At 68.4% G+C, this 24,720-nt stretch carries 22 protein-coding genes; 14 read left to right on the forward strand and 8 right to left on the reverse strand.

The window, feature by feature from the left end; genetic code table 11:
* The first annotated feature begins 16 nt into the window (after positions 1 to 16).
* Complete coding sequence (locus tag A8G15_RS20745; protein WP_082900040.1) at positions 17 to 1,279, forward strand: MFS transporter; 1,263 nt, start codon at positions 17 to 19, stop codon at positions 1,277 to 1,279.
* On the opposite strand, the gene A8G15_RS20750 is transcribed toward A8G15_RS20745, so the two are convergent.
* Positions 1,222 to 2,007: an ABC transporter ATP-binding protein gene (locus tag A8G15_RS20750; protein ID WP_068163986.1), complete on the reverse strand. Its 786-nt coding sequence runs from the start codon at positions 2,005 to 2,007 to the stop codon at positions 1,222 to 1,224. The two genes, A8G15_RS20745 and A8G15_RS20750, sit on opposite strands and share 58 nt — an antisense overlap.
* Positions 2,008 to 2,419: 412 nt before the next feature.
* Here A8G15_RS20750 and A8G15_RS20755 point away from each other — a divergent pair, with 412 nt between their 5' ends.
* The 11 genes from A8G15_RS20755 to A8G15_RS20805 are packed head-to-tail and all read left to right on the forward strand — an operon-like array spanning position 2,420 to position 14,237.
* A complete protein-coding gene (locus A8G15_RS20755) occupies positions 2,420 to 3,775 on the forward strand; it encodes an 8-oxoguanine deaminase (RefSeq protein ID WP_245687926.1) in 1,356 nt (451 codons plus the stop codon).
* 58 nt (positions 3,776 to 3,833) lie between these two features.
* Positions 3,834 to 5,480, forward strand: coding sequence for an ABC transporter permease (locus A8G15_RS20760; RefSeq protein ID WP_068163930.1), 1,647 nt, complete (start codon positions 3,834 to 3,836; stop codon positions 5,478 to 5,480).
* Positions 5,481 to 5,489: 9 nt separating this feature from the next.
* Positions 5,490 to 6,524, forward strand: a complete 1,035-nt coding sequence (locus tag A8G15_RS20765; RefSeq protein WP_068163935.1) for an ABC transporter substrate-binding protein — start codon at positions 5,490 to 5,492, stop codon at positions 6,522 to 6,524.
* A gap of 23 nt (positions 6,525 to 6,547) precedes the next feature.
* Positions 6,548 to 7,213, forward strand: coding sequence for a Rieske (2Fe-2S) protein (locus tag A8G15_RS20770; protein ID WP_068163939.1), 666 nt, complete (start codon positions 6,548 to 6,550; stop codon positions 7,211 to 7,213).
* Positions 7,210 to 7,812 (forward strand): glutathione S-transferase family protein, encoded by a 603-nt coding sequence (locus A8G15_RS30770; RefSeq protein ID WP_068163941.1) that lies wholly within the window; start codon positions 7,210 to 7,212, stop codon positions 7,810 to 7,812. The genes A8G15_RS20770 and A8G15_RS30770 overlap by 4 nt, the downstream gene beginning before the upstream one ends.
* Before the next feature lie 28 nt (positions 7,813 to 7,840).
* Positions 7,841 to 8,341, forward strand: a complete 501-nt coding sequence (locus A8G15_RS20780; protein WP_068163944.1) for a thiamine pyrophosphate-binding protein — start codon at positions 7,841 to 7,843, stop codon at positions 8,339 to 8,341.
* 20 nt (positions 8,342 to 8,361) lie between these two features.
* Complete coding sequence (locus A8G15_RS20785) at positions 8,362 to 8,952, forward strand: thiamine pyrophosphate-dependent enzyme (RefSeq protein WP_245687927.1); 591 nt, start codon at positions 8,362 to 8,364, stop codon at positions 8,950 to 8,952.
* The gene (locus A8G15_RS20790) at positions 8,939 to 10,489 is read left to right on the forward strand and encodes a GMC family oxidoreductase (RefSeq protein ID WP_068163948.1); all 1,551 of its coding nucleotides are present in this window, start codon (positions 8,939 to 8,941) and stop codon (positions 10,487 to 10,489) included. Before A8G15_RS20785 ends, A8G15_RS20790 begins: the two co-directional genes overlap by 14 nt.
* Positions 10,490 to 10,493: 4 nt before the next feature.
* Complete coding sequence (locus A8G15_RS20795; protein ID WP_082900042.1) at positions 10,494 to 11,876, forward strand: amidohydrolase family protein; 1,383 nt, start codon at positions 10,494 to 10,496, stop codon at positions 11,874 to 11,876.
* Entirely contained in the window at positions 11,863 to 12,732 is an 870-nt protein-coding gene (locus A8G15_RS20800) for a (2Fe-2S)-binding protein (protein ID WP_068163951.1), read from the forward strand. Before A8G15_RS20795 ends, A8G15_RS20800 begins: the two co-directional genes overlap by 14 nt.
* Positions 12,729 to 14,237 (forward strand): aldehyde dehydrogenase family protein, encoded by a 1,509-nt coding sequence (locus tag A8G15_RS20805; RefSeq protein WP_068163954.1) that lies wholly within the window; start codon positions 12,729 to 12,731, stop codon positions 14,235 to 14,237. Before A8G15_RS20800 ends, A8G15_RS20805 begins: the two co-directional genes overlap by 4 nt.
* 150 nt (positions 14,238 to 14,387) lie before the next feature.
* On the opposite strand, the gene A8G15_RS20810 is transcribed toward A8G15_RS20805, so the two are convergent.
* The 7 genes from A8G15_RS20810 to A8G15_RS20840 form a co-directional block, all read right to left on the reverse strand.
* Entirely contained in the window at positions 14,388 to 15,110 is a 723-nt protein-coding gene (locus A8G15_RS20810) for an SRPBCC family protein (protein ID WP_068163955.1), read from the reverse strand.
* 18 nt (positions 15,111 to 15,128) lie between these two features.
* Positions 15,129 to 15,983: an FAD binding domain-containing protein gene (locus A8G15_RS20815; protein WP_068163956.1), complete on the reverse strand. Its 855-nt coding sequence runs from the start codon at positions 15,981 to 15,983 to the stop codon at positions 15,129 to 15,131.
* Entirely contained in the window at positions 15,980 to 18,376 is a 2,397-nt protein-coding gene (locus A8G15_RS20820) for a xanthine dehydrogenase family protein molybdopterin-binding subunit (RefSeq protein ID WP_068163957.1), read from the reverse strand. Before A8G15_RS20820 ends, A8G15_RS20815 begins: the two co-directional genes overlap by 4 nt.
* Positions 18,373 to 18,864, reverse strand: a complete 492-nt coding sequence (locus A8G15_RS20825; protein WP_068163958.1) for a (2Fe-2S)-binding protein — start codon at positions 18,862 to 18,864, stop codon at positions 18,373 to 18,375. The genes A8G15_RS20820 and A8G15_RS20825 overlap by 4 nt, the downstream gene beginning before the upstream one ends.
* Before the next feature lie 117 nt (positions 18,865 to 18,981).
* Positions 18,982 to 20,124: an XdhC family protein gene (locus A8G15_RS20830; protein ID WP_068163960.1), complete on the reverse strand. Its 1,143-nt coding sequence runs from the start codon at positions 20,122 to 20,124 to the stop codon at positions 18,982 to 18,984.
* Positions 20,117 to 21,253: a vWA domain-containing protein gene (locus A8G15_RS20835; RefSeq protein ID WP_245687928.1), complete on the reverse strand. Its 1,137-nt coding sequence runs from the start codon at positions 21,251 to 21,253 to the stop codon at positions 20,117 to 20,119. Before A8G15_RS20835 ends, A8G15_RS20830 begins: the two co-directional genes overlap by 8 nt.
* A gap of 7 nt (positions 21,254 to 21,260) precedes the next feature.
* Positions 21,261 to 22,154 carry an AAA family ATPase gene (locus tag A8G15_RS20840; protein ID WP_068163961.1) on the reverse strand — a complete coding sequence of 298 codons (894 nt, stop codon included), beginning with the start codon at positions 22,152 to 22,154 and terminating at the stop codon, positions 21,261 to 21,263.
* A 254-nt stretch (positions 22,155 to 22,408) separates the two neighbouring features.
* On the opposite strand from A8G15_RS20840, the gene ahpC reads away from it, so the two are divergent.
* The gene (ahpC, locus tag A8G15_RS20845) at positions 22,409 to 22,972 is read left to right on the forward strand and encodes an alkyl hydroperoxide reductase subunit C (protein WP_068163995.1); all 564 of its coding nucleotides are present in this window, start codon (positions 22,409 to 22,411) and stop codon (positions 22,970 to 22,972) included.
* Between the two features lie 146 nt (positions 22,973 to 23,118).
* Positions 23,119 to 24,714 (forward strand): alkyl hydroperoxide reductase subunit F, encoded by a 1,596-nt coding sequence (gene ahpF, locus A8G15_RS20850; RefSeq protein ID WP_068163962.1) that lies wholly within the window; start codon positions 23,119 to 23,121, stop codon positions 24,712 to 24,714.
* The last annotated feature ends 6 nt before the right edge of the window (positions 24,715 to 24,720 follow it).

The following is a 24,720-nucleotide window of genomic DNA, read 5'->3' on the forward strand; positions in this document are numbered from 1 at the left end:
TTCCACGATCGGAGTCATGTCCCGTACCGATACGCCGCGGCCTCGAATGGATCGCCGCCTCGTCGCCGTGATGGCGCTCGCATCCGGGTTGGTCGTGGCCAACAGCTACTACGCGCAGCCCCTCGTCGGTGCGATCGCCGGGACCTTCGACGCCTCCACCTCCGAGGCCGGGCTCGTCGTCACGGCCGGCCAGGTCGGGTACGCCCTCGGACTGGCATTCCTGGTTCCTGTGGGCGACATGGTCGAACGCAGGAATCTTCTGCGCTGGTTGCTGCTCGTCACCGCTGTGGGACTCGTGGTCATGGCATGGTCACCCGGCTGGCAGATCCTCGCGGCGTCCGCAGTTCTGGTCAGCACCGGATCGGTCGTCGGCCAGATCCTGGTGCCCTTCGCCGCGAGCCTCGCCCACGACGACGAACGCGGACGCGTCATCGGCAATGTGATGACCGGTCTGCTGCTGGGCATCCTGCTCTCCCGGGTGGTGGCAGGACTGATCGCCGAGGTCGCCGGCTGGCGAGCCGTGTTCATGTGTGCAGCGGTGCTCATGCTGCTCACCCTGCTGTTGGTCCGCGCCCTGCCGGTGTCCGTTCCGGCCACGAACGCCGGGTACCGAGCGGTGCTCGCCTCCGTCGTCGAACTGGTGTCCGACGAACCGGTGCTGCGGCAACGAATCGCCTACGGCGCACTGACATACGCGTCATTCGGAGTGTTCTGGACGACTGTCGGATTTCTGCTCGCCGGACCCGCCTACGGATGGTCCGATGCTCGCATCGGGTGCTTCACCCTCTTCGGCGTGGCCGGCGCACTTGCCGCTCGTGCCGCCGGTTCTCTGGCGGACCGGGGATACGCGCGTCACCAGACCGGATTCTTCACGGCGGTCACCGCCGGGAGTTTCGCCCTGCTCGCTGTGGGGGAGCACCACGTCGTCGCATTGGCGGTCGGTGTTGCGTTACTGGACCTGGGGATTCAAGGAACACACATCAGCAACCAGAGTCTGATCTATCCGCTGCGGCCCGATGCGAGAAGTCGCCTCAACACCGCCTACATGACCTGCTACTTTCTCGCCGGATCGCTCGGCAGTGTGCTGTCCACCCTCGTCTACTTCGGTGCAGGATGGCGGGCGGTGTGCGTACTCGGCGCCGTCTTTCCCGCATGCGCTGTGCTGCTCTGGATCCGGGAACGGCGAGGGCGTCACGCGCCTCCGTGCGACGGCGGGCGCGTTCAGACGCCGACCGAATCCCCGTTGTGGAACAGCAGCCCGGACAGCCGGTCGACATAGGCGTGGAACTCCGGGCTCCGCATCGTCTCCGCCGTGCGGGGACGAGGCAGGTCGATCGGGACGACGTCGAGCACCCGGCCCGGTCGCGCGCTCATCACCGCGACCGCGTCGGACAGCAGCACGGCCTCGGCGATGCCGTGGGTCACCATGAGGGTGGTGGCGGGCTTCTCGGTCCAGATGCGCTGCAGTTCGAGGTTCAGGCGCTGGCGGGTCATGTCGTCCAGCGCCCCGAACGGCTCGTCGAGCAGCAGCACCGACGGACGCAACACCAGAGCCCGTGCGATGGACACCCGCTGTCGCATACCTCCGGACAGTTGGGCGGGCTTGGACTTCTCGAACCCTGTCAACCCCACGAGTTCGACGAGTTCCCGGACCAGTCCGGCATCTGCGGGAAGACCCGCAACCTGACGGGGAAGGGCGATGTTCGCCTCGACGGTCCGCCACGGTAGCAACGCCGAATCCTGGAACGCCACACCGAGTTCGTGGGCCTCCCGTAGTTCCTGCGGACTCATGCCGTTCACGAGTACCGTGCCGGCATCCGGGTGATCGAGGCCGGCGAGGATCCGCAGGACGGTCGACTTACCGCATCCGGACGGTCCCAGGACCGAGAGGAACTGTCCTTCGGAGGTACGCAGGTCCACGCTGTCGAGCGCCGTGACGGTGTTCCGGCCCGACGTGAAGCGGCGGGACAGGCCGGTGATGTCGAGTCCTGTGCCGAGAGGGCGCAGTCCGGTGGCGTCCGGCGGGCCCGCCGCGGTGTCCGGTGCCGGGACAGCCGGTGAAGAGGTAACAGTCACGATGTCGCAACTCCGATCCATGGACGATTCGGGAACGACCGGAACGGGTGCGGCCGGGGACGGCTGCGCGAGTGCGGGTCCGGTGCGAACCCTCACCGTGCCGCTCGCGACCCGCTCTGTCAAGCCATGAAGTCGTGTTACGCACCGTTAACGGATGCGCAAAGAGAACGTTCATCCCGATCCGTAACTTCTTGTGTCGTAAGGGCATCCCCGAGGTGCCTGCACAGTCCGTCCGGCGCAGCCGGTCAACGATCCGGAGCTCCCCTCCGGAGGAGGACTCGAACTTCCGGTGATGGGTGCGAGGGCCGTCACAGACACACACGTCTGTCAGTGGAGGTTCCTCGTGCACGATCTCGTGATCCGTGACATCGGTCATCTGGTTCTCGGACCCGGTTCCGAGCGGTCCGGTGCCTGGCTTGCGGTGTCGTCGGGCCGCGTCGCCGCGGTCGGGGACTCCGGTACGGAACCTTCTGCACAGCAGAGTATTTCCGTCGGCGGTCGTACCGTGACTCCGGGCCTGGTCAATACGCATCACCACATCTATCAGAATCTGACCCGTTCCTACGGCCCGGTGGTCAACGGGTCGTTGTTCGACTGGCTGTCCGGGCTGTATCCGATCTGGGCCGGCCTCGACGAGGAAGCGGTGTACGTCTCGACCTACGTCGGCCTCGCCGAGCTCCTGCTCGGAGGGTGCACGACCTCCACCGATCACCTCTACGTGCATCCGAAGCCGAACCTGATCGACGCGCAGATCCGCGCCGCACGTGACATCGGTTTCCGCTTCTACCCGACGCGGGGTTCGATGTCCTTGTCCGTCAAGGACGGTGGACTTCCACCGGACAGCGTGACCCAGGACTGCGACACGATCCTGGTCGACAGTCAGCGGTTGATCGACACCTACCACGATCCATCGCCGGGAGCGATGACGCGGATCGCTCTCGCACCGTGCTCGCCGTTCTCGGTGGACGAGACCCTGATGCGGCGGACCGCGGAACTGTCCGAGCGCACCGGTACGCGGATGCACACCCATCTCGCCGAGGACCTCGACGAGCATGCCTACTGTCTCGCCAGGTACGGCCGGACACCCGTCGAACACTTCGAGGAACTCGGGTGGGCCGTCGACCGCTCGTGGGTCGCGCATTTCATCCACCCGTCCGACGACGAGGCCCGCCGGCTGGGTGCCGCCGGCGTCGGTGTCGCCCACTGCCCGAGCTCGAACATGCTCATCGGCGGCGGCACCGCGCGGGTGGCCGAACTGCGCCGCAACGGAACTGCCGTCGGGCTCGGGTGCGACGGATCGGCATCCACCGATCACGCCTCGTTGTGGCTCGAGGCGCGCACGGCGCTGCTGCTCGGTCGTTTCTCCGGTGGGCCGACCGCGACGACCGCGCGTGACGCGCTCGAGATCGCCACCGTCGGGTCCGCTCGCTGTCTCGGTTGGGACGACGAACTGGGAAGGCTCACACCGGGTTCGGTCGCCGACCTCGTGGCCTGGCACCTCGATCCGGTTTCCCTGGCCGGCGCGCTCACCGATCCTGTCGAGGCGCTGCTGCGTTGTGGTCCCGCGCGGGCCTGGACGACGGTCGTGAACGGCCGGGTCCTGGTGGATTCCGGGGAGCTTCGCCTGCCCGGCCTGACCGATGCGCTGGCCGATCACCGCCGAATCGCGACGCGCATGCAGCGAGCATTCGTGAACTGACGACTCGGGAGGTTCGAATGAGGAACGGAGGATCATCAGACATGTCGCTCACCGAGAAATGTCCACTGCACCGCGGCTTCCGGACGCCGGAGCGTCCCGCGTGACCGCGGTGCCGATGGTCGCAGCCACCGGCGCGACCGTGACGTCCGCGCTCGGCGCGCCGATGCGGGACCGGCTCGCGGGATGGCTGCCCCGCGTCGCCGGCATCGCAGTGTTGCTCGTGCTCTGGCAGGTGCTGGCCGCGACGGTGTTCTCGTCGTACTACGCGCTGCCCACGCCGACATCGATCGTCGCGCAGGCCGTCACCGACCGGTCGATGGTGTGGCCGAACCTCGTGCAGACCGCACGGGAAGCCGGTCTGGGCTGGTTGTTCGGCAACGCCCTCGCGTTCGTCCTGGCCCTGGTGTTCCTCACCGTGCGCCCGGTCGAGAAGATCGCGACTCAGGTGGCCCTGGCCCTGTACTGCCTTCCGGTGATCGCGATCGCACCGATCCTCACCGCGGTTCTCGACGGGGACCGTCCGCAGATCGTGATCGCGGCACAGGGCGTGTTCTTCACGACCCTGGTCGCGCTGATGCTCGGCGCGAAATCCGCCGACCGGTCGGCACTGGATGTCGTGAGCACGGCCGGCGGTTCCAAGTGGCAGCAGTTCCTCCGGGTCCGTCTGCCGGCCGCGCTGCCGGCGACGTTCGGCGGTCTGCGGATCGCGGCCCCCGCGGCGGTGCTCGGTGCGATCATCGGCGAATACCTCGGCGCGGAATCGGGTCTCGGCGTCGCCATGGTGTACGCGCAGCAATCACTCGACGTCGAACGCACGTGGGCACTGGCGCTGTACGCGACGTTGCTGGCCGGCGCCGCCTACGCGATCACCGCAGTCGTCGACCGGCGGGTGTGCCACTGGTCGGCGGGCATGAACGGTGCTGCACCCGAAACGAAGCCGCAGTCCACGGCCGAGCGCGCCGCGACGGCGGTCGTCACCGCCGTGGGTGCGACCGCCGGATCGGTGGTGCTGTGGCAGCTGGCGATCGGCGGACTGGACCCGTACTTCGCGAAGGGCCCGGCCGACGTGTGGACCTACCTGACCACGCCCGGAGACGAGCGGACGCAACTGCTCTCCGCCCTCGGAACGACGGTGCTGCACGCGGCGTACGGCTATCTGGCGGGCACGGTCGCGGCGCTGCTCGTCGCCGCCGCGGTGCTGACGTGGCCGGCGGTGGACGCGGCGGTGATGCCGGTGGCGATCGCCCTGCGCGCCGTGCCGCTCGTGGCCATGACCCCGCTCATCGCACTGGTGTTCGGCCGCGGCGTCGTCACGGTGATCGTGATCGCGGGCATCGTCACGTTCTTCCCGTCACTGGTCACGATGGTCACCGGTCTGCGGTCGGTACCGCAGGGCGCGGTCGACCTGCTCACCGCGTACGGTGCGTCGACCCTCGGTGTGATGGCCCGGGTCCGCATCCCGTACGCGCTGCCGAGCGTATTCGCGGCGGCCCGCATCGCTGCTCCCTCGGCCGTCATGGGAGCACTGCTCGCAGAGTGGCTCGCCACCGGAGACGGCATCGGATTCCTGATGCTGCGCGCCTCCACCACCGCGAACTACGACCGGTTGTGGTCCGCGGTCGTCCTGGTGACCGCCGTCTCCCTCCTCGCCTACGCACTCGCCGCCGCCGCCGAGAACGCGTTGAGCCGCAACCGCTTCCACTAGGAGAATTCGATGAACCCTGCAGGATCGCCACTGTCCCGCCGCTCCCTGCTCCGCGGTGGCCTCGGAATCGGCGCGATGGCCCTCGGCGGATCGGCACTGCTGTCCGGATGCTCGTCCGGTGCGGGCGGTACCACCGCCGCAGACGGCACCACCGCCGTCAACTATCAGCTGAGCTGGCTGCCCACCACCGAGCACTCGGGCAGCTGGATCGCGTCGGATCGCGGCTTCTACCGCGACGGCGGACTGACGGTGAACTTCCTCAACGGCGGACCGAACACCAGCCCCGACACCGTGGTGATGTCAGGGAAGGCGCTCGTCGGCGGCAGCAACGCCGATGTCGTGTCCAAGGCGATCACCCAGGGTGCCGATCTGACCGTGTTCGGTACGCGCTTCCAGAAGAGCCCGTTCAGCATCCTGTCGCTCGCCGACAACCCGATCCGCTCGCCGCAGGAGATGGTGGGCAGGAAGATCGGTGTCGCGGCGATCAACGAAACCGCGTTCAACCTCCTGTTGAAGATCAACAACATCGATCCCGCCTCCGTGGATGTCGTTCCGGTGCAGTTCGATCCGTCGCCGGTCACCAACCGCGAGGTGGACGGCCAGGTCGTGTTCGTCATCAACGAACCGACCCAGCTCGAAGCGAAGGGGATCCCGACGCATACGTTCCTGTTCGCCGACCACGGATACGCGGTGTTCTCCGGGGTGTACTTCGCGAAGCGGAAGACCGTGGAGGAGAACGCAGACCAGCTCGCCGCCTTCCTACGTGCGGAACGCCGCGGCTGGGAGGCGAACATCGCCGATCCCCGGCTCGGCACCGACCTCACCGTCGACGTCTTCGGTAAGGACCAGGGCTTCGATCGGGCGCAGCAGCTGCTGGAATCGCAGACGCTGCCGCGGATCATGATCACCCCCGACACCGACACGTCGGGGCTGCTCACACTCCCGCCCGCGCTCATCGAACAGAACATCGAAACCCTCAGGGCCAACGGGCTGGAGGTGACCGCCGAACAACTGTTCAGCACCTCCATCCTCGAGATGCTCTGACACCTGCGAAAGAGAGGACGGCCATGACCGAGTGGGTCCCGGTCGCACTGACCCGCGACATCGAGTCCGGATCCGCGACCGCTACAACCGTCGCGGGTGCCCCCGTCGCCCTGTGGCGGGCCGGGAACGGCACCGTGCACGCGTGGGCGGATCGCTGCCCTCACCGCGGAATGAGACTGAGCCTCGGCTTCGTTCGCGGGGATCGGTTGATCTGCCTGTATCACGGATGGCAATTCGATGCGGACGGCTCGTGCCGGCACATTCCCGCCCACCCCGGCCTCACGCCACCGTCCCTCGCGCACACGGTGTCGTACCGGGTACACGAGACAGGCTCGATCGTCTGGGTGGCACCGGTTCCCGGTGAGCTGGACGCCTCCGACGACGCACCGCTCGATCTGGGTACGGCGGTACCCGCATGCTCGGTGTGGATCGAATCCGACCGGCTCGACGGACTCGGCCGGGCACTCGTGGCCGAAGCGGGGTTCGACGTGTCGGGCACCGTCGCGGTCGGCGAGATCCACGGTGTCCCGGTGATCGCCGCGATCCAGATCGTCACCGCGCGGCAGACGGCCCTGCACACAGCGGTCCGCGACGAGACCGCCGACGCCGACGTCATCGCGCTCGTGGTGCGCTGGGCACACGAGCTGAGGGACCGGATCGGTACGGCCCCCCGGGCGGTGGCCTCGTGACCGGAATCGTTCTGCACGACTTCCCCCTCGACCCGCGCTGCTACGCGGCGCGGCTCGCACTCTCGATCCTCGGGATCGGCCATCGGGTTCGGCCGGTCGACGTCTACCCCGGCCGGGAACACCTCGCTGACACCTACCGTGCGCTCACCCCGACCGGACTGCTTCCCGTCCTCGAGAGCGGCGACACGGTCGCCATCGGAACGGTCGACGTGCTGAAGCATCTGACCGGCGGAGATGATTCGACCGCGACGTGGACCGGACCCGGCGTCGAGCGATGGCTCGACTTCGCCGCCGGCCCCCTCGAGGCGGTGTACGCGGCACGCGAGATCGCGCTCTACACCACCGAGCCACCAGACATCGGCGACGCGGTGGCGGCACTGCGGACGCTCGACGACCATCTCGCGGTCCAGCGCCTGCGCGGCCTCTGGGTCGTCGGGGAGCACCCCACCATCGCGGACATCGCACTGTATCCGGCGGCGGCGCTGAGCCGCGACATCGGTATCGACCACGACACGTTCCCCGCGCTGCGGCACTGGCTGCGCCGCGTCAAGGCGCTCCCCGGGTTCGTCGAGATGCCCGGCATTCCCGTATTCCCCTGACCATCGAAGAGAAAGGGTCCGATCCGACATGGACTCGACAACTGTGGACGCGGTCATCCGCGGACTCGAGAAAGCCGGTGTGAGTACCGTCTGCTATCTGCCGGACTCACTGTTCAAGGAGCTGTACCCGGCTCTGGACGCCGACCCCCACATCCGCACCATCCAGGTCACCAACGAGGGGGAGGGCGCGGCGATCTGCGGCGGAATCTTCCTGTCCGGCAAACGTGCCGTTCTCGTCATGGAGAACTCGGGTCTGCGTGCCTCGGTCGAACCGCTCGCCCGGATGGGCCTCGGCGCGGGCATTCCGGTGATCATGCTCATGAGCTACCGCGGCGAACTCGGTGAGAACAACTGGTGGGCCGTACCGCACGGCATCACGATGGAACCGATCCTCGACGCGCTGCGCATCCCCTATCGCATCGTCCGCGAAGAGGATCGGATCGAACGGGCCATCTGCGACGCGTTCGAGTGGTCCTACGCCGCATATCACCATTCCGCGATCGCACTGGGTGGAGGTTTGGTCCGTTGATCATGACACGATTCGACTGCATGAAACTGCTCGCGGACAAGCTGTCCGACGAACTGGTGATCGTCTCTCTCGGCGCCAGCGTCGACGAGTGGTACAACGCCGCCCCGCACATGCGGGAGGCGAGCCTGTTCCAGCAGCAACTCGGGTGCGTGACCCCGCAGGCGTTCGGCCTGGCCATCGGCCTTCCGCACCGCCGGATCGTCTCGCTCGACACCGACGGCGGCATGCTGTTCAACCTCGGCATCCTTGCGACGCTCGCCAACGAGCGGCCACGCAACCTGTTCACCATCGTCTGGGACAACGAGTGCTACCAGTCGATCGGTGGTCCGCCGACCCACACCGCGAAGGGCATCGTGAGCATCGCCGCGATCGCGAAGGGCGCCGGCATCGAACATTCCTACACGGCGACCACATTGGAGGAGTTCGACAAGCACTGCGTCGCCGGCCTGACGGCCGAAGAGCCCTACATCCTGGTCGCCAAGGTGTCGAGCATCGTGCAGCCCGGCATCAAGCGCAAGCACAGCGACGGCCGGGAGGACAAGTACATCTTCGTGCGTCACGTGGAGGCGACGGAGAACATCACCATCATGGGGCCCAGTGAACACAACTGAGCGACTTCGCGTTGCGTACGACTATGTCGTCGTCGGCGGTGGATCCGCGGGATGCGTTCTCGCGGCACGATTGTCGCAGGATCCCTGCGTGACCGTCCTGCTCCTGGAGGCAGGCCCGGGGCACGCCGGAGCAGAGCCGGTGGATCACCCGGAGACGTGGGCGACTCTGCTCGGCGGAGAGTACGACTGGGGTCATACCTACGAACCGAACCCGTTGCTGGGCGGGCGGGCCGTGCCGATTCCGCGAGGCCGGGTACTCGGCGGCTCGAGCAGTATCAACGCGATGCTGTGGTACCGCGGATGCGCCGACGACTACGACGCGTGGGAGGAGGCGGGCGCGAAGGGCTGGAACTTCCGGGCGCTGCTGCCGTACTTCCGTCGGGCCGAGGACTGGGAGGGTGGCGCGACCGAACTCCGCGGCGAAGGTGGACCGTTGCGGATCACGCGTCCCGCCGATCCTCACCCGATTGCGTCCGGGTTGCTCGGTGCCGCATCGGAACTCGGTATGGCGGTGCTCGACGACTCGAACGGTCCCGACATCGAGGGTGCGTCGCTCGCCAACCTCACGGTCGCGGACGGGCGGCGGGTCAGCACGGCCCGTGCCTATCTGGATCCCGCCGCCGGGCGCCCCAACCTGACAGTTCGCACCGACGTGACCGTGATCGGCCTGCTCGTCGACGGGAACCGCTGTGTCGGTGTGCAGTACGACGCAGGCCACGGCGTCGAGGAGGTTCGGGCCGAGGCGGAGACACTGCTGTGCGCCGGTGCCATCTCGAGCCCGCACCTGCTGATGCTCTCCGGGATCGGCGACCCCCTACAGTTGCGGGAACACGGCATCGGCGTGAGGGTCGAGCTGCCCGGTGTCGGCCGGAACCTGCAGGATCATCCGCTGCTGATGGGGGTGAACTTCCGGTCCAAGAACCCGCTCGGCCCGGGACGCGACAACGGCGGCGGCGCGATCCTGAACTGGAAGTCGGATCCGGCACTCCCGCAACCGGATCTGCACGCGTTCGTCGTGCAGGGCGTGCACGCGACACCCGAGGTCGCGGCCCGGTACGACATCGCCGGCGATGTCTTCGCCGTGTCACCGGGATTGATGCGCGCCCACAGTGTCGGTGAGCTGACGCTGCGGTCCGCGGACCCGGCCGTCGCACCGCGTATCGACCCGCGCTACCTGTCCGATCCGCGTGACCTGGCGGCGTTGGTCGCCGGTCTCGACCGGATCTTCGACCTCGCCGGCACCCTCTCCTACCGTGCGTTGATCGACCACCCCGTCGCACCGGACCGCCGGCTCTCCGGCGCCGAGGCGGAAGAGTTCGTGCGGAGGAGCTGCGCGACGTTCTTCCACACCGCCGGCACCTGTTCGATGGGGTACGGACCCGACGCGGTCGTCGACTCCGAGCTCCGGGTCCACGGTGTCGAAGGACTGCGCGTCGCCGACGCCTCGGTCATGCCCGTGCTCCCGTCCTGCAACACCAATGCCCCGGTCGTCGCGCTCGCCGAGCGTGCGGCCGCACTCATCCGCGGAGAGGAGTGACCCCGTGCCCGCATCCACACTGCTGTTCGCCGACGCCGTCATCACCATGGACGCCGCGCGCACCGTGATCCCCGACGGTGCGGTCGTCGTGACCGGGGACCACATCACCGCGATCGGCGGCACCGACGAACTGCGGTCGCGGTTCCCGGACGCCACCGAGGTCGACATGTCCGGCCGGTTGCTGATGCCGGGCCTGATCAACACGCATTCGCACTCCGGGCTGTTGCGCGGTACCGCCGAGCACCTGCCGGTGTGGGAGTGGCTGCGCGTGCACATCGACCCGATGCACCGCGTGCTCACCGCGGACGAGGCCGAGGCCGCGTCGTGGCTGTGCTACGCGGAGAGCGTGCTGGCCGGTACCACGACCGTCGTCGACATGTGGCGGTTCATGGACCGCAGTGTCGCGGCGGCGACGGGCATCGGCAACCGGCTCGTCACCGTCAGCTACGTCGGTGCCCACCCCGAGCACGACTACTTCGATTCGCTCGACGACAACGAGCGGCTCCTCCGGCAGTGTCAGGGAGCGGCGGACGGTCGCGTGAACGTGTGGGTGGGCCTGGAACACGTCTTCTACGCCGACGACGCCGGTCGCCGGCGCGCGATCGACCTGGCCCGCGACTACGACACCGGGTTCTACACGCACTGCAGCGAATCGGAGATCGAGCTCGCCGAGTTCGACCGCCGCTTCGGGCGACGGCCGATGTTCGCCCTCGAAAGCCTCGGGTTCTTCGACACCCCGCGCACCATGCTCGCGCACGCGGTGTGGCTCGACGCCGCAGAGATCGAGCACCTCGCGCAACGCGGCGTCGGGGTGGCGCACAACCCGGTCAGCAACATGAAACTCGCCAGCGGTGTCGCGCCGGTCGCCGCGATGCTCGACGCTGGTGTCGCGGTGGGTATCGGTACCGACGGAGAGAAGGAGAACAACAACCTCGACATGTTCGAGGAGATGAAAGCCGCGTCGCTGCTCGGCAAGCTCGCCGCGAACGATGCTGCGGCGATGGACAGTTGGACGGTGCTCGAGGCCGCGACGATGGGTGGTGCCCGCGCGCTGGGGATGGAGACCGACATCGGCTCCCTCGAGGTGGGCAAGAAGGCCGACCTGATCGCGGTGCGTACCGGAACGCCGCGGATGACGCCCCTGTTCCGGGACGGCCCGTTCGCGAATCTCCACCACAACCTGGTGCATGCCGTCCGCGGCAGCGACGTCGACCTGACGATGATCGACGGCCGCGTCGTGGTCCGCGACGGAAGGCTGGTGGACAACGACCTTCCGGCGATCATCGCCCGCGCCCGTGCCGCAGTGCCGGGACTGTTCGCGCGTCGCGCGCAATGGCTGGCCTCCCACGACGGAGAGCCGAAAGGAGTATTCCATGAACAGGTGTGACGACCCGGTGGTGCTCGACCAGTGGTACGCCGTGTGCAGTGAACTCGAACTCGGTGAAGGTCCGATCTCCACCCGGCTGCTCGGCGTCGACCTGGAGTGCGAGCTCGGCGTCGACGGATCACCGGAGGTGCACGCCGACCGCGAACTCCTGCCGGTACGGAAGCGCTACGGATTCGTCTGGACCACAATGGGATCCCCTGACGGGGACGTGTTCGACATCGCGGAGTCCCTCGAACCGGACCGCCGCTACGTTCAGTGCGGCTGGGTGACGATGCGAACCTCGCCCGGTCGGGTGGTCGAGAACTTTCTGGACATGGCGCATTTCCCGTTCGTGCACAGCGGAATCCTCGGTGGCGAGGCGAACACGGAGGTTGCCAAGTACGAGTGGGAGGTGCGGCGGGATGTCGACGAGCTGTGGGCGACGAACTGCCGGTTCTTCCAGCCCCAGGTTTCGGCGGCGTCGGACGGGGCCTTCGCGCAGCTGACCTATCGGGTTCCCGCGCCGTACATGGTGATGTTGTACCGGGTTTCGCCGTCGGACCCGAGCCGGCTCGATGCGATCGCGCTGTTCATCCAGCCGATCGAGCAGGACCTGTGCCGGGCCCAGCCGGTGATGTACCTCGTCGATCCCGATTCCGGTCACACCGACCTGCTGCAGTTCGAGCAGGTGATCTTCCTGCAGGATCGCATCATCGTCGAGAATCAGCGTCCGCTGCTGCTGCCACTCGAGCCGCGCGGCGAATTCCCGACCGGCGCCGACGGATCGTCGGTGGGTTACCGGCGCTGGCTTCGGACCAAGGGATTGCGCTGGGGTGCAGTCCCTTCCGCCAAGGTCGCGAAGGGAGTCCGCGCATGACCGTTCTGCCGACCGAATCGACGGTCACCGTGCGGCACAGCGCCGACTTTCTTGCGGGCCCGCCGAAGAAGCTGCTGATCGACGGGGCGTGGATCGCTGGCGGGGGACCGGAGTTCGTCTCCCTCGACCCGGCCACCGGCGCCGAGCTGGCCGTGCTGTCGTCGGCGGCCGAGGCCGACGTCGACGCGGCGGTCGCCGCGGCCCGCGCCGCGCTGCACGGCAGCTGGGCGGCGTGCACGCCCAGTGCACGCGCCCGGATCCTGTGGCGGGTGGCAGAACTGATCGACGCGCGCATCGACGAACTCGCCGAACTCGAAACTCTCGATCAGGGGAAGGCCTGGGCCACCTCGCGATTCGCGGAGATTCCTTCGGCCGCCGAACAGTTCCGGTACTACGCCGGGTGGGCCACGAAGATCACCGGCACCACCGTGTCCCCGTCGATCACGTATCAGCCCGCGGGCCGAAAGGTGCTCGCGCACACCGTCCGCGAGCCCGTCGGGGTGGTCGCGGCGATCGTCCCGTGGAACTCCCCGCTGCTCATGGCGGCGATGAAACTCGCACCCGCCCTGGCCGCAGGCTGCACGGTCGTGCTCAAGCCTGCCGAGGACACATCGCTGACCGCGCTGCGGTTCGGGGAACTGCTCGCCGAGGCGGGGATGCCGGCGGGCGTCGTGAACATCCTCACCGGCGGCGGCACCGTCGGAGAGCTGCTGTCCCTGCACCGCGACGTCGACAAGGTGACGTTCACCGGCTCCACCGGCGTCGGCAGGAAGCTCACCGCCGCCGCGGGTGCGAGCAACCTCAAGCGGCTCACCCTGGAGCTGGGCGGCAAGTCGCCGGTGGTCGTGCTCGGCGACGCCGATCTCACCGAGACGATTCCCGGTGTGGCCCGGGGTATCTTCGCGAACTGCGGGCAGGTGTGCGTATCGGGATCGCGGGTCTACGCGGCACGATCGGTGTACGAGCAGCTCGTCGACGGGCTTGCGACGGTGGCCGGGGAGATGCGGCTCGGACACGGACTCGATCCCGACGCCGATCTGGGTCCGCTGGTGAGCCTGCGGCACCGTGATCGTGTCGCGGCGTACGTGGACGAGGGGGTACACGGCGGGGTCACCGTCGTCACCGGTGGCCGTGCCGTCGGTGAGACCGGCAGCTTCTACGAGCCGACCGTCGTGGTCGACGCGGCAGCCGATCTGCGGATGATGCGGGAGGAGATCTTCGGACCCGTCGTCGCCGTCACGCCGTTCGACGATCTCGACGAGGTGATCGATGTCGCCAACGACACGGAATACGGTCTCGCCGCGAGTGTGTGGACGCGGGATCTGTCGACGGCGCACCGGGTCGCCGGACGGATCCGGGCCGGCACCGTGTGGATCAATTGCCACTCGTACTTCTCGCCGGAACTGGTCAAGGGCGGCCACAAGCAGTCCGGGTGGGGTTACGAGAACGGAGCTGCGGGGCTGGACAACTACCTCGAGAACAAGACGGTGTGCATGACGGTGTGACCCCGTGCCGGGGCGGAACGGAAGGTCGCACCTTCCTACCCCGGCACGGTTCTCGAAGTGTCACCTTTGCTTCGAGGTAGTCGTGTGTCGCATCGAAGCGGCACAGCATGTACTCCCCGGCCGCCACCGCGCAGGTGGCGGCCGGAGACGTCAGTCGCGTGAGCCGAGGAGGCGCCGCACCAGCACGAGAACCAGAATCAGTACCGCGGCCGCGCCGACGGCGGGCCCGATGCGCTGGATCGCCGAACCCCGCGCGTATTCCATGAGGTCGAGCGGCTCGGCCTCGGGGGTCGCGGTCGCGGCAGGTGTGGTGGCCGCGGGTGCGGGCGCGACCGCTTCGGGCGTCGCCGTGGGTGCCGCGGTGTCGGCGGCAGGAGCGGCAGAGGAAGGCGCTGCCGCGCTCTCGGTGGCCGGAGCGGTTTCCTCGGCCGCCGGGCCGAGCTTCTTCGACAGGCACGACGCGAACTGCTCGATGATCTTGCCGCCGACGTCGGAAATCATGCCGCGGCCGAACTGGGCGGGCTTGCCCGTGATGGCCAGGTCCGTCGTCACCGCACCATCCGTGTTCTCGCCGTTCTCGGTGAGGGTGATGGTGATGGTCGCGTCGACCGTGCCGTTGCCGCGGGAGTCCTTCGCCTTGGCCAGGAGCACGACCTTCCGTGCGGCCTCGTCCTTCTCCACGTACTCCCCGGTGCCCTTGTAGGTCAGGGCGACAGGGCCGATCTTCACCTTCACGGTGCCGGTGAACGTGTCACCGTCGACACCGGTGAGGGTCGCGCCCGGCATGCACGGCGCAACCTTCTCCGGATCGAGCACCGCCGACCACACCTCGTCGATCGGGGCGGGCACGGACAGTTGGTGTTCCAGTTGCATGGTCGATCCCCCTAGATGTCAAAGCCCGGCTACGGTCGTCACGGCTCGGCGCGTGAGGACCCGGGCGAGATGCGTGCGGTACTCGATATCCGCGTTGCCGTCGCCGATCGGGCTGGTGCCCTCGGCGGCGTGCTCGGCGGCCTTTCGGATCGTATCCGCGTCAGCGGGGCGACCGGCAAGTAGCTGCTCGACGCCGTGCGCCCGGACCGGGACCGACGCCATGTTCGTCAGCGCGATCCGCGCCTGTGTGATCGTGCCGTTCTCGACAGCGACGGTCGCCGCGACCCCGACGATCGACCACGCGTGCGCGACCCGGTTGAACTTCTCGTAGTGCGCCGCCCAGCCGGTGTGTTTCGGGATCCGGATCTCGGCGAGGATCTCGTCGGCGGCCAGCGCCGTGGTGAAGTAGTCCTCGAAGAAGTCGGCGGCCGGGATGCTGCGGCGCCCGGACGGACCGACGGCGACGAACGTGCCGTCCAACGCCAGCACCGACGCTCCCATGTCGCCGGCGGGGTCGGCGTGCACGAGCGCGCCGCCCAGTGTGCCGCGATGCCGGATCTGCGGGTCGGCGACCGTCGAGGCGGCCTCGGCGAGCAGGCGGGCGTGCTCGCCGATCGACGGGTCGTGCATCACGTCGTGATGGGTGGTCATCGCACCGATCACGAGTTCGTCGCCGTCGACACGGACGCCGCTGAGCTCCGGAACGCGTCCGAGATCGACGAGCACCGTCGGCGCCGCGAGCCGCAACCGCAGCACCGGCATCAGACTCTGGCCGCCGGCAATGACCTTCGCGTCCTCACCGGCGGAGGACAGCGCGGTGACGGCCTCGTCGAGACTCGCCGGGGCGACGTAGTCGAACGTGGACGGAATCATCGGGAACCTTCCTGAGCGGATTCGATCGCGTGCCACACCCGCATCGGTGTGCACGGCATGTCGATGTCGCGGACACCGAAGTGGCGCACCGCATCCAGCACCGAATTGACCACCGCCGGTGTCGAGGCGATCGTGCCCGCCTCACCCACACCCTTCACGCCGAGCGGGTTGCCTGTAGCAGGGGTTTCGGTGCGGCCGGTGGTGAACGAGGGCAGATCCGCGGACGACGGCAGCAGATACTCCGCGAACGATCCGCTGAGCAGTGTGCCCGTCTCGTCGTGCACCGCCTCCTCGTACAGAGCCTGAGCGATGCCCTGCGCGAGCCCACCGTGCACCTGACCGTCGACGATCAGCGGATTCACGACGTGACCGATGTCGTCGACACACACGTACTTCCGGATCTTCACCCCACCGGTCTCGGTGTCGACCTCCACCGCCGACAGGTGGGTGCCGTGCGGGTACGAGAAGTTGTCCGGGTCGTAGGTGGCTTCCGAATCGAGATTCGGTTCGATCCCGTCGGGCAGGTCGTGCGCCGCGAACACCGCGAGCGCCACGTCGGTCAGGGCAACCGCCTTCTGCGTGCCCGCCACCCGGAACCGGCCGTCGGAGAACTCGAGATCGTCCTCGGCGCATTCGAGTAGGTGCGCGGCGATGGGGCGGGCCTTGGCGACGACCTTCTCGGCGGCCGCGACGACCGCGATGCCGCCGACCGCCAGCGACCGGGACCCGTACGTGTCCAGACCCCGCGGTGACGACTGCGTGTCGCCGTGCAGCACCTCGATGTCGTCGAACGGAATGCCGAGCCGGTCCGCGACGATCTGGCTGAACGCCGTCTCGTGACCCTGGCCGTGCGACGACGCCCCGGTGACCACCTCGACCTTGCCCGTGGGCAGCATCCGGATCGACGCGTGCTCCCAGCCACCGGCGCCGTAGGACAGGGATCCGAGCACGCGCGACGGGGCGAGCCCGCACATCTCGGTGAACGTCGACACCCCGATCCCGAGTTGCACCGGATCGTTGCGTTCGCGCCGCTCCGCCTGCTCACGTCGCAGCCCGTCGTAATCGAACAGTTCCTTCGCCTGCTCGGTCGCGGCCTCGTAGTTCCCCGAGTCGTAGGTCAGGCCGGCGACCGTGGCGAACGGGAACTCGTCGTGGCGGATCCAGTTCTTCGCGCGGAGCTCGAGCGGGTCCATCGACAGTTCCGCGGCGAGTTCGTCCATGATCCGTTCGATCGCGAACGTCGCCTCCGGCCGGCCGGCGCCGCGATAGGCATCGGTGGGCACCTTCGTGGTGAACACGTTGGTGCACTTGAAGTGATACGCGCCGAACTTGTAGATGCCGTTGAACATGAATGCACCCAGGATCGGCACACCCGGCGTCACCAGACGCAGGTACGCGCCCATGTCGGCGAGCAGTTCCACCTTCAGTCCGGTCACCGTGCCGTCGCGGCGCGCGGCCAGGGTGAGCTTCTGGATCTGGTCGCGACCGTGGTGGGCGGCCGCCATCGACTCACTGCGCGACTCGGTGTACTTCGCGGGCTTGCCGAGCCGCCGCGCCACCAGCAGCGTCACGACTTCTTCCGGGGTGACCTGCAGCTTGCCGCCGAACCCGCCGCCGACATCCGGTGCGATCACCCGCAGTTTGTGTTCGGGGATACCCAGACTCATCGCGAGCATCAGTTTGAGCACGTGCGGCACCTGCGTCGCCGACCACATGGTGATCTGCGGACCGGTCGGGTCGACGACCGTCGACCGTGGCTCCATGAACGCGGGAATCAGCCGTTGCTGCCGGAACGTGCGCTCGACGACGACCTCCGCGTCGCGGATCGCGTCCTCCACGTTGCCGCCGGTACCGGCCTCCGCCGAATCGAACGTCCACGTGGCGCTGACGTTCGTGCCCAGATCCGGATGCACAAGATCGCTGCCGTCGCGCGCGGCCGCGGCGAGATCGAGCACGACCGGCAGTTCGTCGTAGTCGACGTCGATGGCCTCGAGTGCGTCGTGCGCCTCGTACGCGCTGCGTGCCGCGACCACTGCGACAGCCTCGCCCGCGAAGTGCACCGTGTCCACCGCCAGCGCGGGTGCGGGCGGCGTTTTCATGTCGGGGGTGATCGGCCACGCACACGGCAGGCTGCCCTGTTCCTCGGCCAGATCGGCACCGGTGTAGACGGCCAGCACGCCGGGCATCTTCCGGGCCTCGGTGACGTCGATGCCGGTGATGCGGGCGTGCGCGAGCGGGCTGCGCAGTATCGCCAGGTGCACCATGCCGGGCAGCACCAGGTTGTCGGTCCACCTCGTGCGGCCGGTCAGGAGGTGCTCGTCCTCCTTGCGGGTCCGGGCCTTGCCGATCTCCGGTTCCGGAACGGCGGTGCCGGGGTCGGTGACGCTGGTCATCGTCCACCTCCCGCGGTTGCGTCGGTGTCACGCAGTCGCCGCGCGGCGTCCTGCGCGGCGGCGACGATGTTCTGGTATCCGGTGCAGCGGCACAGATTTCCTTCGAGACCGAACCGGACCTGTTGTTCGTCGGGATCCGGGTTCTCGCCGAGCAGATCGAGGGTCGACATGATCATGCCGGGGGTGCAGTAACCGCACTGCAGGGCGTGATTGTCGTGGAACGCCTGCTGCACGGGGTGCAGCGAGCCGTCGGTCGCGAGACCTTCGACGGTGGTGACCTCGCTGCCGTCGGCCTGCACGGCCAGCACCGAGCAGGATTTGACGCTGCGTCCGTTCAGATGGACGGTGCACGCGCCGCAGTTGCTGGTGTCGCAACCGACGACCGTGCCGACCTTGCCGAGGCGGTCGCGGAGATAGTGGACCAGCAGCAGACGCGGTTCGACCTCGTCCGTATAGCTGGTGCCGTCGACGGTGACAGTGATGCGCATCGAGCCTCCCGTGCCGGTGCATCCCAATTCGGATGACTGACTTCAGATGACTGACACTGTGCTCCACGGACACCCCCGGAATGGCCGGAATCGCGGAATCACCGGCAGCGCAGGGGCTCAGCCGTGCTGCGCCGGCGGCGCACCCTCGTGCCCGTGGATCGGGCCCTCGGTGCGGGCGAGTCGTTCCCCGCCGCCTCCCCAGCGCAGCGCGATGATCTCCGCGGCGATGGACACCGCCGTCTCCTCGGGCGTCCGGGCCCCCAGGTCCAGGCCGATCGGTGACGACAGGCGCGCGAGGTCGGTCTCGCCGACCCCGGCCTCCCGCAGCCGGGCGAGCCGGTCGTCGTGCGTGCGCCGCGAGCCCATCGCCCCCACGTACGCCAGGTCCATGCGCAACGCGACCTCGAGCAATGGCACGTCGAACTTCGGGTCGTGTGTCAGCACCGCGACGACCGTGCGGCCGTCGACCCGTCCGGCCTCGGCCTCGGCCGCGAGATAGCGGTGCGGCCAGTCCACGATCACCTCGTCGGCGGCGGGGAAGCGGGCCGCGGTCGCGAACACGCCGCGGGCGTCGCACACCGTCACCCGGTATCCGAGGAACGACCCCAGCTTCGCCATCGCCGCCGCGAAGTCGATGGCGCCGAACACCAGCATCCGCGGGGGCGGCTGGAAGACGTTGACGAACACCGACATTCCCTCACCGCGGCGCTGCCCGTCCGGTCCGTAGTGCAACGTGCCGGAGCGGCCCACGTCCAGCAGACCGCGGGCGTCGTCGGTGACGGCCTCGTTCATGCGGTCGGATCCGAGCGCACCGTCGGCGCGGTCCGGCCACACCACCACGCGGCGGCCGAGAGTCGCGGTGTCGGGATGTTCGGTGACGGTCGCGACGGCCACCGGCTCGCCCGCGCGCACCGAGTCCACGAGCGCGCCGAACGCGGGGAAACTCGCCGCGTCGATCCGCTCGACGAACACGTCGATGATGCCGCCGCACGTCAACCCCACGGAGAACGCGTCGTCGTCGGACACGCCGTACCGCTGCAGCACCGGGGTGCCGTCGCCGATGACGTCCTGCGCGAGTTCGTACACCGCACCCTCGACGCACCCGCCGGACACACTGCCGGTGACGGTGCCGTCCGGGGCCACCAGCATCGACGCTCCCGGCCCGCGCGGAGCCGACCGGAAGGTCGACACGACGGTGCCGAGCGCGACGGGCTCGCCGTCCCGGTAGCGGCGGTCGAGCTCGTCGAGAACCTCACGCACGATGAACCTCCTCCAGCAGTTCCTGCAGCGTGGCCAGACTGTGGCCCGCGAGCAGGCGGTCGATGTACGGCAGTGCCGCCGAGATCCCGGATTGGACAGGCTGATAACCGTCGACACCGGCATGCGGATTAACCCACAGTACGGCGTGGGCGAGACGCCGCAACTGTGCCATCTGCTCGGCCAGCAGCGTCGGGTCGCCGCGTTCCCAGCCGTCCGAGAACACGACGACGACGGCACCGCGTGCGAGACCGCGCCGGCCCCATCGATCCAGGAAGGCCCGTAGCGTTTCCCCCAGCCTGGTCCCGCCGGCCCAGTCGGGCACGGCGCGACCGGCACCGCCGAGCGCGATCTCGGGGTCGCGTGCCCGCAGCGCCCGGGAGAGCCGGGTGAGCCGGGTACCAAGCGAGAACACTTCGGTGCCGGACGGGTTCGCCCGGGTGACGACGTGCGCGAACCGCAGGAGGGCGTCGGCGTACGGGCTCATCGATCCGGACACGTCGACGAGCAGCACGACGCGACGCGGGCGGGTGGTCTTGCGGTGGTGGCTCGGCCGCACGGGTTCGCCGCCGGCGGCGAGCATCGCGCGCAGGGTGCGGCGCGGGTCTACCGGTCCTCGCCGCGACGGCCGCACCCGCAACGCCGCGCGCAGCGGGGGGCGCGGACGCAACGTGGCGATGAGTTCGTCGAGGTGGGCGCGCTCGGCCGGGGTGAGCTCGGCGATGTCACGGTGCCGCAGTACCTCGGTCTCGTCCGCGGCGACCTGCAGCTCGGGTGCCGCCTCGTCCGAGCTCCGGGTGGCCGCTTCGGCGAGGGCGGCGATTCGCGAGTGCTTCGGTTGCGGTTCCGGCGTCGCCCCGGACCGGGCGGGAACGCTTCCCCCGAACCAGCTTTCGAAGGCCAGATCGTAGCGGGCGAGGTCGTCGGGGTTGTGGCACAGCGTCGCGCGTCCGGCCCAGTACACGTGCGCCGGGTCGGCGAGATCGAGCCGGGTCACAGCCGTTGTGAACGCGGCGGTGGCGTCCGGGGTGACGGGCAGACCGGCCGCGGCGAGCGCGCGGGTGAAGCCGGTGAGGCCGACGAGTACTCCGCCGGGGGGCGAGGCGGTGTCCACGGTGGGGTCGGTGTCCACGGTGGGTTCACCCCGCCAGCAGCCGGTCCAGGCCGGCGCGGGCGACCCGTTCGAGGTCCTCCCGATACTTGAGCACAGCGCCGAGGGTCGCCGCCGCGGTTGCCGCGTCCAGCACGGTGCGGTCGAGTTCGAGCAGGGCCCGCGCCCAGTCGAGCGTTTCGGCGACGCCGGGGGGTTTGAGCAGTTCCATCTCGCGCAGGGTGTGTACGGCACGGGTGACCTGCCGGGCGAGGGTCTCGTCGATGCCGGGTATGCGCCGGCGCAGGATCGCGACCTCGCGTTCGAGGTCCGGGTGGTCGACCCACAGGTACAGGCAGCGCCGTTTGAGAGCGTCGTGGACTTCGCGGGTGCGGTTGGACGTGAGCACCACCAGCGGGGGTACGGTCGCGCGGATCTCGCCGAGTTCGGGGATGGTGACGGCGTTCTCGTCGAGCAGTTGCAGCAGGAATGCCTCGAACTCGTCGTCGGCGCGGTCGATCTCGTCGACGAGCAGTACGCACGGGGAGTCTGTGAGGGCACGCAGCAGCGGTCGCGCGAGGAGGAACCTCTCGGTGTAGAGCGAGCGTTCCGCGGCGTCGGCGTCGAGGGCTCCGGTCGATGCGGCTTCGAGGGTGCGCAGGTGCAGCAGCTGACGCGGGAAGTCCCAGTCGTAGAGGGCCTGCGCGGCGTCGATACCTTCGTGGCACTGCAGCCGGACGAGGGGCAGGGCGAGTGCTTCGGCGAGCGCCACCGCGAGGGATGTCTTGCCGGTGCCGGGTTCCCCCTCGCAGAAGAGTGGCCGGCCCATCCGCAGCGCGAGATACGCCGAGACGGCCAGGCCGTCGTCCGCGAGATAGCCGGTGCCGTCGAGTTTTTGCATCAGGTCGCCGGGGGAGTCGACCGCGTCTGCAGGTGCGCGCATGCCGCGAGCCTAGGTGCGGCTCCGCCGCTGGTGTGCCTTTCCGGCGGTGGGACGCCCCAAAAGGCACACGGGCGCGTCAGCGCACCTTGTGTCGTCTGTCACATCGGAAAAAACGGACAACGCGGCTACCTGCGCGAACCACCGTTTGATAGCTTTCCTTTATTGAACTTCTAGGAACAATCGATTGGCGCAATCAATCGGTGGACGTTAACGTCGATAACTGTCAACCCCATCCAAAACGAATGAGGCTCTACATGTCGCTGATCAACAAGCAGATCAAGCCCTTCACCGCGGAGGCCTTCAAGGACGGCGCCTTCGTGACCGTGTCCGACGAGGACATCAAGGGCAAGTGGGCGATCTTCTTCTTCTACCCCGCCGACTTCACGTTCGTCTGCCCGACCGAGCTCGGTGACCTCGCGGATCACTACGAGGAGCTGCAGGGCCTGGGTGTCGAGGTCTTCTCCGTCTCGACCGACACGCACTTCACGCACAAGGCGTGGCACGGCTCGTCCGAGACCATCGGCAAGATCAAGTACGCCATGATCGGCGACCCCACCCTCCAGATCAGCAGCGACTTCGAGGTCCTCCGCGAGAACCAGGGCCTCGCCGACCGCGGCACCTTCCTGGTCGACCCGGACGGCGTCGTCCAGTTCACCGAGGTCACCGCCGAGGGCATCGGCCGCAACGCCGCCGAGCTCGTCCGCAAGGTCAAGGCTGCTCAGTACGTCCGCAACCACCCGGGCGAGGTCTGCCCGGCCAAGTGGGAAGAGGGCGACGAGACCCTCGCTCCGTCGCTGGAGCTCGTCGGCAAGATCTGATTCGCCGACGGAATCCGTTCCGGTGGCACGGGGTCTCGGTCCCGTGCCACCGGGCACCGTCCGGATCTCCCTCGGCTCGAGCTGAGAAGTTCGCCGACTCCCTTCCCTCACAAGTCACAGTTCTTCCACGTCTGGAGTTGATCCTCATGCTCGATGCCCCCCTCGCCAAGCAGCTCGAGTCCCTGCTCGAAAAGGTCACCCAGCCGATCGAGCTGGAGTCCTCCCTCGACGACCGCCCGAAGTCGAAGGAACTCGCCGATCTGCTCGACCAGATCGCCGGCATGTCCGACCTCGTCACCCACGTGCGCACCGGCAACGACCGCCGCCGCCCGTCCTTCGTCATCCGCCGCCTCGGTTCCGACATCGAGGTCCGGTTCGCCGGCATCCCGCTCGGCCACGAGTTCACCTCCCTCGTGCTCGCCCTGCTCCAGGTCGGCGGCCACCCGTCGAAGGAAGCCGCCGAGCTGCTCGACCAGGTGCGCAACCTCGACGGCGACCTGCACTTCGAGACGTACTTCTCGCTGTCGTGCCAGAACTGCCCGGACGTCGTGCAGGCATTGAACGTGATGAGCGTGGTCAACCCGCGCATCAAGCACACCGCGATCGAAGGATCCCTGTTCCAGGACGAGGTCGACGCTCGTCAGGTCATGGCCGTGCCGACCGTGTTCCTCAACGGTGAACCGTTCGGTTCCGGCCGCATGAACCTCGAGCAGATCGTCGGCAAGCTCGACACCGGATCCGCCGAGCGCACCGCCGCCGCGATCTCCGAGAAGGACCCCTTCGACGTCCTCGTCGTCGGTGGTGGACCGGCCGGCGCGACCGCCGCGATCTACGCCTCCCGCAAGGGAATTCGCACCGGTGTCGTATCCGAGCGGTTCGGCGGTCAAGTGCTCGACACCATGGCCATCGAGAACTTCTCCTCGGTTCCCTACACCGAGGGCCCGAAGTTCGCCGCCGAACTCGAGAACCACGTGCGCCAGTACGACGTCGACATCATGAACGTGCAGAACGCCGCGAAGCTGATGCCCGCCACCAACGAGGGCGGTCTGGTCGAGATCGAACTCGAGAACGGCGCGCGACTGCTCTCGCGCAGCATCGTCCTGGCGACCGGCGCACGCTGGCGCGCAATGAACGTGCCCGGCGAGAACGAGTACCGCAACAAGGGCGTCACCTACTGCCCGCACTGCGACGGTCCGCTCTTCAAGGGCAAGCGCGTCGCCGTGATCGGCGGCGGCAACTCCGGCGTCGAGGCGGCGATCGACCTCGCCGGTGTCGTCTCGCACGTCACGCTCATCGAGTTCGACTCGGTGCTGCGCGCCGACGAGGTGCTCCAGCGCAAGCTGCGCAGCCTGCCCAACGTGGACATCGTCGTCAGCGCCCTGACCACCGAGGTCCTCGGCGACGGTTCGAAGGTCACCGGTCTGGCCTACACCGACCGCACCACCGACGAGTCGCGCACCGTCGACCTGGACGGCGTGTTCGTCCAGATCGGTCTGCTGCCCAACACCGACTGGCTCTCCGGCACCGTCGACCTCAGCCCGCGCGGCGAAATCGTCGTCGACGCGCACGGCCGCACCTCGGTGCCCGGTGTGTTCGCCGCCGGTGACTGCACGACGGTCCCGTTCAAGCAGATCATCGTCGCCGCCGGTGCGGGTGCGACAGCCGCGCTCAGCGCGTTCGACCACCTGATCCGCACGAGCAGCCCGGCCGAGGCCGACGAGAAGGTCGGCGCGACCGTCTGACGGTCG

It is taken from the genome of Rhodococcus phenolicus (assembly GCF_001646785.1).
GTDB lineage: Bacteria > Actinomycetota > Actinomycetes > Mycobacteriales > Mycobacteriaceae > Rhodococcus > Rhodococcus phenolicus.

What these genes read in the sequence shown, in the direction of transcription:
- A8G15_RS20810 (WP_068163955.1), bottom strand. Translation starts at nt 15,110, where the DNA reads ATGCAACTGGAACACCAACTGTCCGTGCCCGCCCCGATCGACGAGGTG.
- A8G15_RS20840 (WP_068163961.1), bottom strand. Translation starts at nt 22,154, where the DNA reads ATGCGCGCACCTGCAGACGCGGTCGACTCCCCCGGCGACCTGATGCAA.
- A8G15_RS20800 (WP_068163951.1), top strand. Translation starts at nt 11,863, where the DNA reads ATGAACAGGTGTGACGACCCGGTGGTGCTCGACCAGTGGTACGCCGTG.
- A8G15_RS20815 (WP_068163956.1), bottom strand. Translation starts at nt 15,983, where the DNA reads ATGATTCCGTCCACGTTCGACTACGTCGCCCCGGCGAGTCTCGACGAG.
- ahpF (WP_068163962.1), top strand. Translation starts at nt 23,119, where the DNA reads ATGCTCGATGCCCCCCTCGCCAAGCAGCTCGAGTCCCTGCTCGAAAAG.
- A8G15_RS20780 (WP_068163944.1), top strand. Translation starts at nt 7,841, where the DNA reads ATGGACTCGACAACTGTGGACGCGGTCATCCGCGGACTCGAGAAAGCC.
- A8G15_RS20820 (WP_068163957.1), bottom strand. Translation starts at nt 18,376, where the DNA reads ATGACCAGCGTCACCGACCCCGGCACCGCCGTTCCGGAACCGGAGATC.
- A8G15_RS20760 (WP_068163930.1), top strand. Translation starts at nt 3,834, where the DNA reads ATGTCCACTGCACCGCGGCTTCCGGACGCCGGAGCGTCCCGCGTGACC.
- A8G15_RS20765 (WP_068163935.1), top strand. Translation starts at nt 5,490, where the DNA reads ATGAACCCTGCAGGATCGCCACTGTCCCGCCGCTCCCTGCTCCGCGGT.
- A8G15_RS20745 (WP_082900040.1), top strand. Translation starts at nt 17, where the DNA reads ATGTCCCGTACCGATACGCCGCGGCCTCGAATGGATCGCCGCCTCGTC.
- A8G15_RS20805 (WP_068163954.1), top strand. Translation starts at nt 12,729, where the DNA reads ATGACCGTTCTGCCGACCGAATCGACGGTCACCGTGCGGCACAGCGCC.
- A8G15_RS20785 (WP_245687927.1), top strand. Translation starts at nt 8,362, where the DNA reads ATGAAACTGCTCGCGGACAAGCTGTCCGACGAACTGGTGATCGTCTCT.
- ahpC (WP_068163995.1), top strand. Translation starts at nt 22,409, where the DNA reads ATGTCGCTGATCAACAAGCAGATCAAGCCCTTCACCGCGGAGGCCTTC.
- A8G15_RS20825 (WP_068163958.1), bottom strand. Translation starts at nt 18,864, where the DNA reads ATGCGCATCACTGTCACCGTCGACGGCACCAGCTATACGGACGAGGTC.
- A8G15_RS20770 (WP_068163939.1), top strand. Translation starts at nt 6,548, where the DNA reads ATGACCGAGTGGGTCCCGGTCGCACTGACCCGCGACATCGAGTCCGGA.